The sequence below is a fragment of the Gluconacetobacter tumulicola genome (assembly GCF_014174215.1).
GTDB classification, from domain to species: Bacteria; Pseudomonadota; Alphaproteobacteria; order Acetobacterales; family Acetobacteraceae; genus Gluconacetobacter; species Gluconacetobacter tumulicola.
This window is the reverse complement of the sequence record NZ_JABEQL010000024.1, coordinates 44,325-59,932: the sequence shown is the minus strand read 5'-3', so window position 1 is coordinate 59,932 and position 15,608 is coordinate 44,325. Positions and strand designations below refer to the sequence as shown.

At 66.9% G+C, this 15,608-nt stretch carries 12 protein-coding genes and 1 pseudogene; 6 read left to right on the top strand and 7 right to left on the bottom strand.

The window, feature by feature from the left end; translation table 11 throughout:
• Positions 1 to 144: pseudogene (locus tag HLH29_RS15135) on the bottom strand (alanine--glyoxylate aminotransferase family protein); the annotation flags it as partial.
• Between the two features lie 125 nt (positions 145 to 269).
• On the bottom strand, positions 270 to 968 hold the full coding sequence (locus HLH29_RS15130; protein ID WP_182968210.1) for a GntR family transcriptional regulator: 699 nt from the start codon (positions 966 to 968) through the stop codon (positions 270 to 272).
• A gap of 511 nt (positions 969 to 1,479) precedes the next feature.
• Between HLH29_RS15130 and HLH29_RS15125 the strand changes: the two genes are divergently transcribed.
• The 3 genes from HLH29_RS15125 to HLH29_RS15115 are packed head-to-tail and all read left to right on the top strand — an operon-like array spanning position 1,480 to position 6,163.
• A complete protein-coding gene (locus HLH29_RS15125) occupies positions 1,480 to 3,801 on the top strand; it encodes a TonB-dependent receptor (protein WP_182968209.1) in 2,322 nt (773 codons plus the stop codon).
• A gap of 41 nt (positions 3,802 to 3,842) precedes the next feature.
• Positions 3,843 to 5,135, top strand: a complete 1,293-nt coding sequence (locus HLH29_RS15120) for a cation:dicarboxylate symporter family transporter (RefSeq protein WP_246374287.1) — start codon at positions 3,843 to 3,845, stop codon at positions 5,133 to 5,135.
• Positions 5,132 to 6,163, top strand: a complete 1,032-nt coding sequence (locus tag HLH29_RS15115; protein WP_182968208.1) for an Ldh family oxidoreductase — start codon at positions 5,132 to 5,134, stop codon at positions 6,161 to 6,163. Before HLH29_RS15120 ends, HLH29_RS15115 begins: the two co-directional genes overlap by 4 nt.
• A gap of 24 nt (positions 6,164 to 6,187) precedes the next feature.
• Here HLH29_RS15115 and hemA read toward each other — a convergent pair whose 3' ends face one another.
• Together hemA and HLH29_RS15105 are read right to left on the bottom strand one after the other, a co-directional pair.
• Complete coding sequence (gene hemA / locus HLH29_RS15110) at positions 6,188 to 7,447, bottom strand: 5-aminolevulinate synthase (RefSeq protein WP_338030257.1); 1,260 nt, start codon at positions 7,445 to 7,447, stop codon at positions 6,188 to 6,190.
• 114 nt (positions 7,448 to 7,561) lie between these two features.
• Positions 7,562 to 8,026, bottom strand: coding sequence for a hypothetical protein (locus HLH29_RS15105; RefSeq protein ID WP_182968207.1), 465 nt, complete (start codon positions 8,024 to 8,026; stop codon positions 7,562 to 7,564).
• A 177-nt stretch (positions 8,027 to 8,203) separates the two neighbouring features.
• Here HLH29_RS15105 and HLH29_RS15100 point away from each other — a divergent pair, with 177 nt between their 5' ends.
• From HLH29_RS15100 to HLH29_RS15090, 3 genes are read left to right on the top strand one after another with little or no spacing between them, the layout of a single operon-like run.
• Positions 8,204 to 10,228 (top strand): transketolase-like TK C-terminal-containing protein, encoded by a 2,025-nt coding sequence (locus tag HLH29_RS15100; protein ID WP_182968206.1) that lies wholly within the window; start codon positions 8,204 to 8,206, stop codon positions 10,226 to 10,228.
• 48 nt (positions 10,229 to 10,276) lie between these two features.
• The gene (gap, locus tag HLH29_RS15095; RefSeq protein WP_182968205.1) at positions 10,277 to 11,299 is read left to right on the top strand and encodes a type I glyceraldehyde-3-phosphate dehydrogenase; all 1,023 of its coding nucleotides are present in this window, start codon (positions 10,277 to 10,279) and stop codon (positions 11,297 to 11,299) included.
• On the top strand, positions 11,299 to 12,522 hold the full coding sequence (locus tag HLH29_RS15090) for a phosphoglycerate kinase (RefSeq protein WP_182968204.1): 1,224 nt from the start codon (positions 11,299 to 11,301) through the stop codon (positions 12,520 to 12,522). The genes gap and HLH29_RS15090 overlap by 1 nt, the downstream gene beginning before the upstream one ends.
• A gap of 21 nt (positions 12,523 to 12,543) precedes the next feature.
• Here HLH29_RS15090 and ftsY read toward each other — a convergent pair whose 3' ends face one another.
• Genes ftsY through dapF form a run of 3 tightly spaced genes read right to left on the bottom strand, consistent with a single transcriptional unit; the run spans position 12,544 to position 15,591 of the window.
• Positions 12,544 to 13,521, bottom strand: a complete 978-nt coding sequence (ftsY, locus tag HLH29_RS15085; RefSeq protein ID WP_182968203.1) for a signal recognition particle-docking protein FtsY — start codon at positions 13,519 to 13,521, stop codon at positions 12,544 to 12,546.
• 1 nt (position 13,522) lies between these two features.
• The gene (gene mtaB / locus HLH29_RS15080) at positions 13,523 to 14,770 is read right to left on the bottom strand and encodes a tRNA (N(6)-L-threonylcarbamoyladenosine(37)-C(2))-methylthiotransferase MtaB (protein ID WP_182968202.1); all 1,248 of its coding nucleotides are present in this window, start codon (positions 14,768 to 14,770) and stop codon (positions 13,523 to 13,525) included.
• The gene (gene dapF / locus HLH29_RS15075; RefSeq protein WP_182968201.1) at positions 14,767 to 15,591 is read right to left on the bottom strand and encodes a diaminopimelate epimerase; all 825 of its coding nucleotides are present in this window, start codon (positions 15,589 to 15,591) and stop codon (positions 14,767 to 14,769) included. The genes mtaB and dapF overlap by 4 nt, the downstream gene beginning before the upstream one ends.
• Positions 15,592 to 15,608: the final 17 nt, after the last annotated feature.

Below are 15,608 nucleotides of genomic sequence, written 5' to 3'. Positions count from 1 at the left end.
CCGGTTCTCCGTCATGAACACGCGGCGATACAGCGCCATCGTCTCGTTCATGGTGCGCGTCATCTCCGGGTCGAACTGACCCAGCATGTCCGCCGACATCGCCCGCAGCACGCGCGGATACACGTTCACCGGGCCAGGCCCCATCAACAGCCGGTGCGGCGGGTCGATCTGTCCGAACACCTCTATCTCTCCTCTTCCGTCAGCGCCGGCCAAGGCACGCACACTCTTGTATACAAGGATATCGAGCACACAATCCCACTCGTCGCGCCCTACCCACCCGAACCTTTGAGCGCTTCCTTCAGATGCTCCAGCCGGCTGGATACGCTGCGATAGTTCAGCGCCTTTTCGACATGCCGCAAATGAACGTCCATCAGTCGCGCAGCCTCGGTGGCGTTTCCCTGCTCCAGCGCGTCGATGATCGCGCCATGCTCGCCGCAGGATTCGTGCGCGTCGTGCGTCGACTGATACAGGGCGGCAATCAGCACCGTACGCGTCGTCAGGTCCTGCAACAGCGAGGCCAGCACCGGATTGCCGAGCGTTTCGGCCAGGCAAACGTGAAAATGCCCCAACAGATAGCTGCGCTCCGCCCGATCGCCGCCGGCAATCGCCTTCTGCTCGGCCCGCACATGATCGCGCAAGGTCCGGATCATGGCCGGACTCGCCCGGTCGAGCGTGACCAGCATCCCCACCTCCAGCGCGCGCCGGGCATCGATCGTATGCCGCGCCTCCTCAACCGACGGCTCGATGACGAACCAGCCTCGCCGGGCGGAGACTTCCACGATCCCCCGCGCCTGCAAACGCATCATCGCTTCACGCACCAGCGTGCGCGACACGCCGAAAATCTCGGACAATTCCTTCTCGCCCAGGCGTTCGCCCGGTGCGATACGCCCCGAGAGAGCCGCATGGATGATGCGATCCTCGATCAGGTGCGGATTCTTGTGTGCATCTCTTTCGGCATTATCTCGCATACAAGAAGTATGCGCAGAGCGGCGTGGTTCGGCAATCGCCATGATGCTGGACCACGCCGGATAACGCTCCCGACAAAGCGTCCGGCTTCGATGATTCTTTATTCAATTGCCTATCGAAATGAACAAATCTTGCGCAGGTAAAGGAACACCTAAAAAACATTCGAACGAAGGTGTGACTTTTTACAGTGCAAAATCAATACACTAATTCATTTTATGAATTTTTTGTCATATTTTAATTCACACGCATTTTTCGAGAGCGTTTCATTTCGGATTGTTTTACATCTTGTATGCAACATTGAACCTCACGAATTATCGAATTTGTAGACCAACCTAGAACACCATTCCACAGATGAAATCATAGAAGCCATGCCTACCTGACGACACTCCACAGTCGCCGGGTCGCTGCCCTGCGACTGAATCGCCGAACCAACATGACCTCATCCCATCGCCAGGACCCCGACCATGTGCCGGTCGCGCCTGCCGCCATTACGACGAGATAAGGAAGACAGACATGCTCCTCCCGTGCCGCGCCGAGCTTTCCTTCCAGAGGCAGGCCATCATGACCAGTTTTCTGGCCAGCGTTATCCTGCCCCTGCCGGCTCTGGCCGATGCCACCAGGCAAGCGCCACCCGCGCCATCGCGGTCAATCCCCGCCCGCGCAACCCCTGCTCCGACATCGGCACAAACCGAGGCAGTCACGGTCTCCGCACGCCGGGGCGCGACCGGCGCCGGCCAGCACGACGCCCATTCGGAAACGGTGATTTCCCGCCAGGAACTGACCAATCGCAATATCCGCGTCATGACCGATATCCAGCGCGTGGCACCGAACCTGACCATCCAGCCGTCCTTCGGATCGGGCGCTCTGAACTTCACGCTGCGCGGCGTCGGCCTGATGGATTTCACACAGAACAACACGCCCTCGACCATGCCGTATCTGGATGGCGTGGCACTGCCGGTTTCGATCATGACGACCGGCATGATGTTCGACCTCGACGATATCTCCATCGCCGCCGGACCGTCGGGCTACACGCACGGCCAGGCGACAACGGGCGGCGAAATAGACTTCCACACCGCCGACCCGACGCGCCAGTTCCACGCGGGCCTGACCGAGGATATCGCCAGCTACGGCCGCAACCGCGTCGAAGGCTATATCTCGACCCCGCTATCCCAGTCGGTGTCGTTCCGCATCGCCGGGCAATCCATGACCGGTGGCGGATACCAGCATAACGCGGCCGGACAGGGCTTCGGCAACGCCAATCTGGGCGCCCTACGCGCCAAGCTGAAATGGGATATCGACGACACGTCGAACCTGATCATCGGCGGCCACTGGACGACCGACCAGTCGGAATACGCATCGGGCCACAATCTCTACAATTCCTACCATGTCCCGGTGACACAGGACATCTACGAGACGGAATGGGGCCTTGACCCGCGTTTCGCCAAGATCATCGGCATCGACGGCAGCAACACCAAGCCCCGCGAAGACAATATCTTCTGGGGCGCGAACGTGCGCTATACGAAGAATTTCTCCTGGGGGCGGCTGTCGAGCATCAGCGCCTATGAAATGGCCGACGAGCACGAACTGACGAACCAGACGGACTCCATCCTCTCTTACGGCAACATGTTCCGCAACAACCGGACGAACGTGTTCTCGCAGGAAGTGAAACTGGAATCGATCGACCCCAACGCGCGCTTCCATTGGGAAACCGGCATGTATTACAGCCGATCGCGCATGGCGCAGAATTTCTGGTACGATTCATCGGATCGCCCCGGCACCACGCCGCTGAACGAGACGAACTATCGGCAGGATCAGCAGAATTTCAATCAGTACGTGCAGCTTTCCTACCGCGTTCTGCCCAGGCTGCGCCTGATCGGCGCGATCCTGCATGAATCCGACGACCGCCAGATGCTCAACGTCACCAGCACGAACTACAATCTGAATACAGGTGCCGTCGTCGGCACACCGACGAATTTCGGCAATAGCGGCGCGCTGAGCAACCAGTTCGGCGGCCGTGTGGGCGCGCAATATCAGTTCACGCACGACATCATGGGCTATGTCATGTTCAGCCGCGGCTTCAAGCCGGGTGGGTTCTCGGCCAACATCACGCAGCAGGCAGCCCAGCTCCGCCCCTTCAAGCCCGAACAGATCCTGACCTATGAAGGCGGCTTCAAGACCATGCTGTTCGACCGCCGCCTGCGCCTCAATGCCGCCGGGTTCTATTATGATTACCGCGACCAGCAGCTTCTGGGCACGGTCCTGGTCCCGCCCTACGGCGTCCTGGGCGGCTACGTGAACGCCCCGCGCTCCTATATCTACGGCGCGGAATTCGACGCCGAGGCCCATCCGTTCCACGGCATGGTCCTGACACAGAATTTCGGCTACCAGAACGGTGTCTACACGCAGTTCCAGAGTCTCAACCGCTCGGCCACCACAGCCAATTTCGCCGCGACCGGCCGCTGGCAGGCCATCAACACGAATTATGACAACGTGAATATGGGGCTGGCCAACCTGACCCTGTCGGGTGCCGCGACCTACACATGGAATGTCTTCCGCGACTATCGGATGACGTTCGATGTCGATTATTCCTATCGCGGCCGCCAGACCCAGCCGCAATATATCGGCCAGACGGGCATCTACCGCTCGCCGGCCTATTTCCTGGTCAATTCGTTCCTGACCTTTGCGGCGCCCAAGCAGCATTGGTCGGTCACCGTCTACGGCCAGAACCTGGCCGACCGCCGCTATTGGCTCTCGGCCGGCACGCAGGCCACATTCTACGGCGTGATCCCGGGCATGCCGCGCTTCGTCGGCGCGCGCATCAACCTGACCTACTGAGCCGGGCCCACATCCCCCCAAACCAGCCAAGGACCCATCGGATGAGCGAGACGACCCTTCCCGCGACACATGCCGGCCGGACCGGATGCCCCGGCATGTTCCTCCAGGTCGTCATCGCCACCCTGCTGGGCCTGGCGCTGGGCGTCTTCGCACCCGACCTCGCAGCGCAGACACGCTGGGCGACCGACCTCTTCCTCCACCTGATCGTGATGGCGGTCGGCCCCCTGCTGTTCTGCATCGTGGTAACGGGGATCGTCGGCGCCGGGTCCTTGCGCACCGTCGGGCGGCTGGGCGCCAAGGCGCTTCTCTATTTCGAGGCGATGACCACGCTGGTCCTCCTCTTCGCCGTCGGCATCGCGCTGCTCCTCCAGCCGGGCCGGGGCATCGTGTTCGCCCCCACGTCCGACGATACCCGCATGATCGCGTCCTACGCCCACAACGCCCATGTGATGCATGAGGGCGGCATCACGGACTTCCTGCTGGCATTGATCCCCCGCACCCCGGCCGATGCCTTCGCGCAGGGCAATGTGCTGCAGATTCTCTTCTTCGCCATCCTGTTCGGCTGCTGCCTCAGCCAGATCGGCGAGACCGGCGCACCGATCGTCCGCCTGATCGACGCGCTGTCCGCCCTGTTCTCGCGCATGATGCGCTTCATCATCGCGCTGGCACCGCTCGGCGTGTTCGGCGCCATGGCCACCACCACCGCACGCTATGGCCTCAACGCGATCGGACATCTAGCCGCCTTCGTTCTCCTGTATTTCGTGGTCATCACCCTGTTCGTCGTCGGCGGGCTGGGGCTCTGCCTGCGCCTGTCGGGGGTCAGCCCGATACGGTTCTTCCGCTATTTCCGCACGGAATTCGCAATCACCTTCGCAACCACCGCCTCGGATGCAGTGCTGCCCAGCGTCATGACCAAGCTGGAACAGATGGGCGTGGACCGTCAGGTAGTAGGGCTGGTGGTACCGGCAGGCTATTCCTTCAACCTCGACGCCCTGTCGATCTATCTGGGCCTCGCCGTCATCTTCCTGGCCCAGGCGACGGGCACGGTCTTGAGCGCGTGGCAGATCCTGATCATGCTGGCAACCGCGTTGGTGACCTCCAAGGGCGCACATGGCGTACCCGGCATCGCCATTGTCGTGCTGGCCGCCACCTTGTCCGCCATCCCTTCGATCCCCGTCGCCAGCCTGGTCATGCTGCTGGCGGTGGACTGGTTCGTCGGCATCGCACGCGCGGTGGGCAATCTGGCGGGCAACTGCGTGGCGCCGGTCGTGATCGGTGCCTGGGAAGGCAAGCTGGACCGCAAACGCGCGACCGAGATCCTGGGGCGGCCATGACCGACACCATCCTCGTCGACGCCGAAACGCTGGCATCCCGCGTCACGGCCGCATTGCTGACCGCCGGCACCTCGCCCGACTCCGCCGCCGCGACGACCGAGGCGCTGATGCATGCCTCACGGACCGGCATCGACAGCCACGGGGTCAGACTGGCCGCACATTACGCCACCATGCTGCGGCATGGACGGCTGAATCGCACACCGCGCCTGACGATCCGGCGCACCGCCCCGGCCACGGCCATGCTGGATGCCGATGACGGGCTGGGCCATTACGGCTGCTACCGTGCGATGGACCTGGCCGTCGAGATCGCAGCCGAAACCGGGGTGGGCGCGGTCGGCATCGTCCGCTCATCGCATTGCGGGGCCGCCGGCGCCTATGCCCTGAAGGCTGCCCAAGCCGGCATGATCGGCATCGTGACCAGCAATTCCGACGCGAATGTCACGCTCTTCGGCGGCAGCCTGCCGTTCCACGGCACCAACCCGATCGCCATGGCCGCCCCCGTCGCCGGGCAGGCTCCGTGGCTGCTAGACATCGCGACCTCGTCCATCCCCTTCAATCGCGTTCGGCTCTACCGGTCGCTGAACCGCCCCCTGCCCGCCGGCGTGGCAGCCGACATGCACGGCCATGAGACGACCAGCGCGCATGACGCGCACATGCTGCTGCCGCTGGGCGGCCCGGATTACGGGTTCAAGGGCGCGGCACTGGCCGGAATGGTCACCATCCTGTCGGCCGTTCTGACCGGGGCCGCGACCGATCCCGCCATGATCCCGATGACGGACACGGACGACCGGACGACGGCGCGCAACGTGGGGCAGTTCTGCCTGGCGATCGACCCCGCGCGCTTCGTGGGTCGCGCCGCCTACGACCGGGCGATGGCCGACTATCTGCGCCGACTCCGCGCCGTCCCGCCCACGGATGCCGAACACCCCGTCATGGCGCCGGGCGACCGCGAATGGACGACGGCCCGGCACCGGGCCACTAAAGGCATACCGATCGACCCCGATACACGGCGCTTCCTCGGCCTTTGACCCGCCCGCGAACGGGCGGCCGGATCAGGCCGCCTCTTCCTCGTGACGGGCATTGATCCGCAGCAGCGCCGTCAAGGCCGAGACCATCTCGTCCATCATCTCGTCCGTATGGTGCGGCCCCGGCGTCAGGCGCAGCCGCTCGGTCCCGCGCGCAACGGTGGGATAGTTGATCGGCGTGGCATACAGCCCGAAATCCGACAGCAGACGCCGACTGATCTCGTTGCAGCGATCGGCATCCCCGACCGGGATCGGCACGATATGGCTGGGCGTGGACATGAACGGGATTCCAGCCTTGGTCAGCTTGGCGCGGAACGTCGCCACCCGCTCGAACATCTTCTCGCGCCGCCAGCCCTCGCGCCGCACCATGCGGACACTGGCCAGCGCGGCCGCCACCACCGACGGCGGCAGCGCGGTGGTGAAGATGAAGCCCGACGCGGCACAGCGCAGGTAGTCGATCAGTTCCGCCGACCCGGTGACGTAACCGCCATGGACGCCGAACCCCTTGGCCAGCGTGCCCTCGATGACGTCCACCTGGTCGGCCACCCCGTCACGCTCGGCCACCCCGCCACCCTGCTGGCCGTACAGGCCCACGGCATGCACCTCGTCCAGATAGGTCATGGCCCCATATTTGCGCGCCAGGGCGCAGGTGGCGCCGATATCGGCAACATCGCCATCCATCGAATAGACGCTCTCGAACGCCACCAGCTTGGGCGCATCCTTCGGCGCCGCCGCCAGCTTGGCCTCCAGATCCGCCAGATCGTTATGCTCGTAGATCACGCAGGACGAACCCCGCGCGCCCTTGATGCCGGCGATCATCGAGGCATGGTTCTGCCGGTCGGAGAAGCAGATCCAGCCCGGCATGCTGGTCAGGATCGTCTGCAGGCTGGCCTGGTTCGAGACATAGCCGGACACGAACAGCAGCCCGGCCTCCTTGCCATGCAGGTCGGCCAGTTCGGCCTCCAGCTCCGCGTGCAGCGGGCTGGTGCCGGCAATGTTGCGGGTGCCGCCCGCGCCGGCCCCATGTTCGCGGATCGCGGCGATCGCGGCCTCGGCCACCGCCGGCTCCACGCCCATGCCCAGATAATCGTTGGCCGACCACACCACCACCTCGCGCCCCACGGGCGGCTCGGCGGCAGGAGCGGTCACATGGTCATAGACGGGATACCGATCGGCCTGGCGCGCCAGCGGCGTGAAGCGGCGATATCGTCCCTGCTCGCGGATACCGTCCAGAGATTCCCGGCAAAAACGGTAGAAAGGATGCCGATCCACGTCGATACTGGGCACTCTGTCATTCTCCCGCGACGCCGATGCGGGCCCGCCGGCCCGTACGGCCGTCGCCGTTACGGTCTGTCCACCTACAGCACGGGCCTCCGACAGCACGGGGACCACGATCCTGTTTCATCGCACATACACCCGCACGGCGCTGGCGGTCATCGACGAATCCGACATAGCCGCCATTTCCACCTGTTCGGGTCGCGCGCCGGCCGCGACGATGGCTGCCGCCACCGCCTGGCCATCCGTGGTCACGGCATGCCGCATGGCCAGGGCCTCCTGCTCCGGCGTCGGGCCGGCCGGCACCACGACCCGGACCACGAACAGCACGTTCGGCTTGCGCGCCAGCGCCCGCCTGACGGCGCCTTCCAGCGCCGGCCGCCACGCACTGTCCGGCGTGCCGGCACGGATATCCACCAGCGGCGGCACCGGGCGCGGCGCGGGGGGGGCGGGCGGATAATGCGGCACCGGCGGCCGGCTGGCGCGCGGATCGAAGGTCCGCTGGTCCACCAGGTTGCAGCCGGCCAGCCCGGTCACGCACAGGGCGGACACGGCCATCAGGGTCGAAACGGAACGAATACGATGCAGCATGGCCCGCCACGGTTACAGCATCCACGCCATGGAGCAAGAGTACCGGCCCCGAACAGCCGCTGCTCCCGCCCGCCGATCGCATCGCGCTTGCGGAGCATCCGGCACGATCCTATAGCCAACAGCAATAGTTTTGCCGCTGCCGGCACAACCGACCGGCCTTCAGGACGCCCTGCCCCCATGTTCTGCGCGCAGACCGCTATCGCCCCCGAGCTGGACGCGCCCCTCGACCAGGCCCCGCCCTCCGACGCCCTGGCCGAACCGGCGTCGGGCGAGACGATCCACGCCCTGCGCGACGCGGTCAGCACCTTCATCGAGGCCCGGCTGGGCAACCCGGCGGACGCCGCCCAGGCCGGGGCCATGGCGGTCCCCGCCTGCGTGCTGTGGAACCAGTTCCTGCGCTTCGACCCCGCAAGCCCCGACTGGCCCGACCGTGACCGCTTCATCGTCTCGTCCACCCGGCACCGGCCGCTGCTGGATGCGCTGATGCGCCTGGCCGGCCAGACTGTGGCACCCGACGGCGCGGTCGAATATGGCGTCCATCCGGCGGTGGAAATGGCCTTCGGCCCCAGCGGCCAGGGGCTGGGGGCCGCGATCGGCATGGCGCTGGCCGAACGGCAACTCGCGGCACGCTTCGGGCGTTCGATCGTCAATCACCGCATATGGGCCCTGTCCTGCAGTACCGAACTGGCCACCGGCGTGGCGATGGAAGCCGCGTCCCTGGCGGCGCGGATGCGGCTGGACCGTGTCACCGTCCTGTTCGAGATCGCCCCGCACGAGGAGGATGAGGCCGAGGACACGCTGGCCCGCTACGCCGCGACCGGATGGATGGTGCGCAAGGTCGCCGCCGACGACCACGACGCCGTGCAGGCCGCGCTGTCGGCGGCGATCCGCTCGCGCAAGCCCTCGGTCCTCGCCTGCGCCATCACGCCCCGATCCGCCCCGCCCCGCCCCGTCGCATCCACCACCGGGCCGGTGCCCGATCATTCGACGCTGCTATGGGCCCGGACGGCCCGCCGTGGGGCATCGGCCCGGCGCTCCTGGCTGCGCCGGCTGGTCAAGCACCGGCTCCGCGCGGAATTCGAACGCATCGCGGCACGGCGCCTCCCCTCCTTCTGGCGCGAGGACTGGCTCCGCGCATGGCACACGGCCTCACTGTCCGCGATCCTGCCGGACCCCGACACGATTCAGGCCGATACGACGCCCGGTGATACAACCCTGGGCTACGGCCGCCAGGGGCTGGACATCCTGCGCGACCTGGTGCCGGAAATGCTCTGCCTGTCCTCCCGTCGCGGGCGCGAGCGGACCGAGGCCATGCCGGCCGACCAGACGCTGCCCGATTGCGGCACGCTGGTCCACGGGCTGGCCGCCCTGCTGAACGGGATTGCGGTGCATGGCGGAATGGTGCCGTGCGGGGCGATCACCTTCGTCGCCATCGATCGCATGCGCCCGGCCCTGCGTTTCGCGGCCATGATGCGCCAGCAGGTGATCTACCTGCTCACCGATGACGGGCTGGCCCTCAGCGAAGACGGGGCGGGCTGGCTGCCGGTCGAACAGCTTGCCAGCCTGCGCGCCATGCCCAACGTCCTGGTCTTCCGTCCCGCCGACCGGCGGGAGACGATGGAATGCTGGGAACTGGCCCTGCGCCGCGCCGACGGCCCCAGCCTGATCACCCTGTCCCCGATGGCGACCGACGCCAACGCCCCGTCCGACCTCCGCCAGCGCCGCCCGCGCGACGGCAGCGCGCGCGGCGGCTATGTGATGGAAGAGGCTCGCGGCCCGCGCCAGGTCACGCTGATCGCCACCGGCAGCGAAATGGTCATCGCCCGGCAGGCCCAGCACCTGCTGGTGCGCGACGGCATCAGCGCCGCCCTGGTGTCGCTGCCCTGCTGGGAGCTGTTCGCCCGGCAGGACGCCGCCTATCGCGCGCAGGTGCTGGGGGATGCGCCGCGCATCGGCATCGAAGCCGCCTCGGGTTTCGGCTGGGACCGGTGGCTCGGCCCGCACGGCGCCTTCATCGGCATGGAGGATTTCGGCGAAGCCGCACCATCGGGCGAACTGTATCGCCGCCTGGGCATTACAGCCGAACGCATACACGAAATGGCGATCCGCCTTGTCAACGAGACGGGACGTGACTTTCAATCGCCTTCCGGGCAGAAAGCGGATGGCCATCGTGCACGGTCCGTTGCCGGAGGCACCACGTAGCCTGGGCCGATATTTCGGCCAGAGGCTGATATTCGGGAGAGAAATAGAATGGCTGTCAAAGTCGCAATCAATGGCTTCGGGCGCATCGGTCGCCTCGTTCTCCGCGGCATCATCGAAAGCGGACGCACCGACGTCGTGCCGGTGGCGATCAACGATCTGGGCAGCGTGGCCGACAACGCCCACCTGCTGACCTATGACAGCATTCACGGCCGCTTCCCCGGCGAAGTCCGCGTCGAAGGCAACACTATCGTCATCACGGCCAATGGCCGCACCTACGCGCCCATCGCCGTCTCGGCCGAAGCCAACCCGACCAAGGTGCCCTTCGAAGGCGTGGACGTGGCGATGGAATGCACCGGCCGCTTCACCAACAAGGAGAAGGCCGCCCACCTGATCGAGGCCGGCGCGCGCAAGGTCATCATCTCCGCCCCCGCCAGCCATGTGGATGCCACCATCGTCTTCGGCGTGAACCAGGATACGCTGACCAGCGACATGACGGTGATCTCCAACGCCTCGTGCACCACCAACTGCCTGGCGCCGGTCGCCAAGGTGCTGGACGAGGCGTTCGGCATCGAGCGCGGCTACATGGTCACCATCCACTCCTACACCGGCGACCAGCGCACGGTGGACACGCTGCACAGCGACCCACGCCGCGCCCGCGCGGCGGCGATGAACATCATCCCGACCTCGACCGGCGCCGCCCGCGCGGTCGGCCTGGTGCTGCCGCACCTCAAGGGCAAGCTGGACGGCACCGCCATCCGCGTGCCCACGCCCAACGTCTCACTGGTGTCGCTGGATTTCGTGCCGACGCGCATCCCCGCCTCGGTCGAGGCGGTGAACGAGGCGATGCTGAAGGCCGCGTCGGAAGGACCGCTGAAGGGCATCCTGGCCTACAACACCGCGCCGCTGGTCAGCTCCGACTTCAACCACTCCATCGCCTCCTCGACCTTCGACGCGACCGAAACCGCGCTGATCGACGGCGGCAAGCTGGTGCGGATCTGCAGCTGGTACGACAATGAGTGGGGCTTCTCGAACCGCATGTCCGACACGGCAGCGGTCTTCGGCGCGCTCTGATGGCCGCGCTGTCCTTCAAGACGCTGGACGCCTTGCAGCCCAAAGGGCGCAAGGTGCTCCTGCGCGCCGATCTGAACGTCCCGGTGCGCGACGGTCAGATCACCGACCTCACCCGTATCGAGCGCCTGGCGCCCACCATCCGCGAACTCGCGGACAAGGGCGCGCGGGTGATCGTGGTCAGCCATTTCGACCGTCCCAAGGGCCAGCGCGTGCCCGCCATGTCGCTGGAACCGATCGCGACCGCCCTGGGCACCATCCTGGGCCGTCCGGTGCGCTTCGCCGAGGACTGCATCGGCCCGGTGGCCGAACAGGCCGTGGCCAGCCTGCAGGACGGCGACGTGCTGGTGCTGGAGAACACGCGCTTCCACGCGGGCGAGGAAAAGAACGACCCCGAATTGTCGAAGGCGCTGGCCGCGCTGGCCGACGATTACGTCAATGACGCGTTCTCCGCCGCCCATCGCGCCCACGCCTCGACCGAAGGCGTAGCCCGCTTCCTGCCCTCCTTCGCCGGAAGGCTGATGGAAGCGGAGCTGAACGCCCTGAACGTCGCGCTGGAAAACCCGGTCCGCCCGGTCGGCGCGATCGTCGGCGGCGCCAAGATCTCGACCAAGCTGGACCTGATCGGCAACCTGCTGGACCGGGTGGATGTGCTGATCATCGGCGGCGCGATGGCCAACACCTTCCTGGCCGCCAAGGGCGTCGCCGTCGGCAAGTCGCTGCAGGAAGCCGACATGCACGACACGGCCCGCGCCATCATGGCAAAGGCCGCCAGCCAGAACTGCGAGATCATCCTGCCCGTCGACGCGGTGACGGCCACGGAATTCCGTGCCGACCCGCCGACCAAGACGGTGCCGGTCGATGCCGTCCCCGCCGACGCGATGATCCTGGATGCGGGGCCGGAAACGGTGCGCCTGCTGACGGAAAAGATCGTCGGGCTGAAGACGCTGGTGTGGAACGGCCCGCTGGGCGCGTTCGAACTGCACCCGTTCGATACCGCCACCAACCTGGTCGCGGCGGAAGTGGCGCGGCGCACCCAGGCCGGCCAGCTGACCAGCGTGGCCGGCGGCGGCGACACGGTCTCGGCCCTGCGCCATGCCGGCGTCGCGGACGAGATGTCCTATACTTCGACCGCCGGCGGCGCATTCCTGGAATGGCTGGAGGGCAAGACCCTTCCCGGCATCCAGGCGCTCAGCGAACTGTCCGAGCGGATTCTCCCGCTCTGATCATGGGGCGGCGGCCCGGCCTCAGGCCGGGTCGCCCTCGCCGTCCTTCTTCTCTCCGCCTTCCGGCGAGGACAGCTTGATCGACGGCCCGACCAGCCCGTTGGCAAAGGCTTCGGCCGAGAACGGCCGCAGATCCTCGGCCTGCTCGCCCACACCCACCGCATGCACCGGCAGGCCGAACGTATCGGCCAGCGCGACCACGATGCCGCCCCGTGCCGAGCCGTCCAGCTTGGTCACGATCAGCCCGGTGACGTTCACCAGTTCCTTGAACACCCGCACCTGCTCGATCGCATTCTGGCCGGTGGTCGCGTCCAGCACCAGCAGCACGGAATGCGGCGCGGTTTCATCGAACTTGCGCATCACGCGGATGATCTTGGCCAGTTCCTCCATCAGCGCGCCCTTGTTGTGCAGGCGGCCGGCGGTATCGATCAGCAGCAGGTCCGCGCCTTCAGCCCGCGCGCGCTTCAGCGCATCGAACGCCAGCCCCGCGGCATCGGCATTGGGCGGCCCGGAAATCACCGGCGCACCGACCCGCTGGCCCCAGACCTGAAGCTGCTCGACGGCGGCGGCGCGGAACGTATCCCCCGCCACCATCATCACCTTCAGCCCCTGCTCGCCATAGAAGCGCGCCATCTTGCCGATGGTCGTGGTCTTGCCGTTGCCGTTCACACCGACCACCAGCGCCACATGCGGCTTCAGGGTCGGGTCGGGCACGAACGGCACCGCCACCGGCTCCAGCACCTGGGCGATTTCCGTCGCCAGCGCATTCCGGATCTCCTCGTCCGTCACCTCGGTGCCGAAACGCGAACTGCGGAAGGATTCGATCACCCGTGCCGCGACATTGGGGCCGAGATCGGCTGCGATCAGCAGATCCTCCAGTTCCTCCAGCGCGGCGTCGTCCAGCTTGCGGCGGGTAAAGACCGCGGCGATCCCGCCACCCAGTTTCTGGGTCGATCGGGACAGGCCCGCCTTCAGGCGGGAAAAGAAGCCAAGTGCCATGTCAGAGGATTTCCGCCACCAGACCGTTTTCGTCAACCGCCGTGGCCCGCACGGCCACGATGCGCCCGGCTTCGGCCTCGCCCCCCGCCAGGCGGACAGGCGCGAATTCCTCGGAATGCCCGCTGGTCGCGGTCTCCAGCAGCACGTTCAGCGTCCGCCCCAGCAACCTGGTATGATAGGCCCGCGCCGCCTCCTGCCCCGCCGCGCGCAGCCGCGCCGCGCGCTCGCGCCGGGTCGCCACCGGCACGGCGGGCATCTTTGCCGCCGGCGTCCCCGGCCTCTCGCTATAGGGAAACACATGCAGGTACGGCAGCCCCTGCCCGCGCACGAACTCCAGCGTCTCGTCGAACAATGCATCGCTTTCGGTCGGAAAGCCCGCGATCACATCCGCGCCAATGCCCAGATCCGGCCGGCAGGCCCGCGCCCGCGCGATCACCCCGGCCACATCGGCCACCAGATGCCGCCGCTTCATCCGCTTCAGCACCATGTCCGACCCGGCCTGCAGCGACAGGTGCAGATAGGGCATGAAACGCCGCTCGCTTTCCAGCAGGCGCCACAGATCCTCGTCGATCTCCACCGGATCGACCGACGACAGGCGCAGCCGCTCCAGTTCCGGCACCAGCACCAGCAGCCGGCGACAGAGCTGCCCCAACGCGGGCTGCCCCGGCAGATCGCCACCCCACGAGGTAATATCCACCCCCGTCAGCACCACCTCGCGATAACCCGAGGCGACCAGCGCGCGCACCTGCTCCACCACCGCGCCCACCGGCACCGAGCGCGACGGCCCCCGCCCGAACGGGATGATGCAGAAGGTGCAGCGATGGTCGCATCCCTGCTGCACCTCGACGAAGGCGCGGGTCCGGCCGGCGAATTCCGTCACCAGATGCGGCACCGTCTCGGTCGCCGCCATGATGTCCGATACCGCGCGCCCTTCCCCCAGCGCCGCCGGGGTCCAGCTCGCGGCGTCCAGCTTCTCGCGATTGCCCAGCACGCGGGCCACGCCGGGCAGCGCCTCCCAACGGCCGGGGTCGATCTGCGCCGCGCAGCCGGTCACGACGATGCGCGCGTCCGGCCGGTCCCGGTGCGCCCGGCGGATCGCCTGCCGCGCCTGGCGCTCGGCCTCGGCGGTCACGGCACAGGTATTGACGATGATCACATCGTCCAGCCCCGCCGCATGGCCGCGCATCACCTCGCTCTCATAGGTGTTCAGCCGGCAGCCGAAGGTCAGGATCTCGGGCAGCCTGCTCATGACGGATAGGCCTCGGGGTCGAAGGTCCCGACAAAACTGGTGGTCGCCGGCCCCGTCATCAGCACGTGCCCGTCCGCTTCCCGCCAGGTGATCGACAAGGCGCCGCCATCCATCTCCACCCGGCAGGTGCGCTCCACCAGCCCACGCCGCACGGCATTCACCACCGCCGCACAGGCGCCCGACCCGCAGGCTAGCGTCAGCCCGCTGCCCCGCTCCCACACGCGCAGCCGCATGGCCTCGCGTGAGAGGATCTGCGCAAAGCCGATATTGGCCCGTTCGGGAAACAGCGGATCATGCTCCAGCAGCGGCCCGGCCACGAGCGGGTCGAGGTCCAGAATATCGTCCAGAAAGAAGGTGGCATGCGGATTGCCCATCGAGGCCGCCGCCGGATCGCCCGCCAGCGGCAGATGCAGCGTATCGACCGGCTCCGCCAGCGGCACGTCGCGCCACTCCAGCGCTGGCGCGCCCATATCGACCGTCACCAGCCCGGTCTCACCCACCCGGGCCGGCAGCAGCCCGGCCCGGGTCTGCAACACGCTCTCCCGCCGCCCATCGCCCCGCCACAGCAGGTCGGCCACGCAGCGCGACGCGTTGCCGCAGGCGCCGGACTCGCTGCCATCGGCATTGAAAAAGCGCACGAAAACATCCGCCCCATCGCGGCAGGCCGGGCGCAGCACCACAAACTGGTCGCACCCGATCCCGCGATGGCGGTCGGCCAGGGCGGCAATGCGCGCAGGCGTCAGCCCGTGGCGTTCCACACGCTCGTCCACCACGACGAAATCGTTGCCCAGACCGTGCATCTTGCTGAAGGGGATCATCATGCGCGCCTTATAGGCCA

Excerpts from the sequence above, each read along its gene's own strand:
- HLH29_RS15105 (WP_182968207.1), bottom strand. The coding sequence starts at position 8,026 with ATGCTGCATCGTATTCGTTCCGTTTCGACCCTGATGGCCGTGTCCGCC.
- HLH29_RS15100 (WP_182968206.1), top strand. The coding sequence starts at position 8,204 with ATGTTCTGCGCGCAGACCGCTATCGCCCCCGAGCTGGACGCGCCCCTC.
- mtaB (WP_182968202.1), bottom strand. The coding sequence starts at position 14,770 with ATGAGCAGGCTGCCCGAGATCCTGACCTTCGGCTGCCGGCTGAACACC.
- HLH29_RS15120 (WP_246374287.1), top strand. The coding sequence starts at position 3,843 with ATGAGCGAGACGACCCTTCCCGCGACACATGCCGGCCGGACCGGATGC.
- gap (WP_182968205.1), top strand. The coding sequence starts at position 10,277 with ATGGCTGTCAAAGTCGCAATCAATGGCTTCGGGCGCATCGGTCGCCTC.
- HLH29_RS15115 (WP_182968208.1), top strand. The coding sequence starts at position 5,132 with ATGACCGACACCATCCTCGTCGACGCCGAAACGCTGGCATCCCGCGTC.
- HLH29_RS15125 (WP_182968209.1), top strand. The coding sequence starts at position 1,480 with ATGCTCCTCCCGTGCCGCGCCGAGCTTTCCTTCCAGAGGCAGGCCATC.
- HLH29_RS15090 (WP_182968204.1), top strand. The coding sequence starts at position 11,299 with ATGGCCGCGCTGTCCTTCAAGACGCTGGACGCCTTGCAGCCCAAAGGG.
- HLH29_RS15130 (WP_182968210.1), bottom strand. The coding sequence starts at position 968 with ATGCGAGATAATGCCGAAAGAGATGCACACAAGAATCCGCACCTGATC.
- ftsY (WP_182968203.1), bottom strand. The coding sequence starts at position 13,521 with ATGGCACTTGGCTTCTTTTCCCGCCTGAAGGCGGGCCTGTCCCGATCG.
- dapF (WP_182968201.1), bottom strand. The coding sequence starts at position 15,591 with ATGATGATCCCCTTCAGCAAGATGCACGGTCTGGGCAACGATTTCGTC.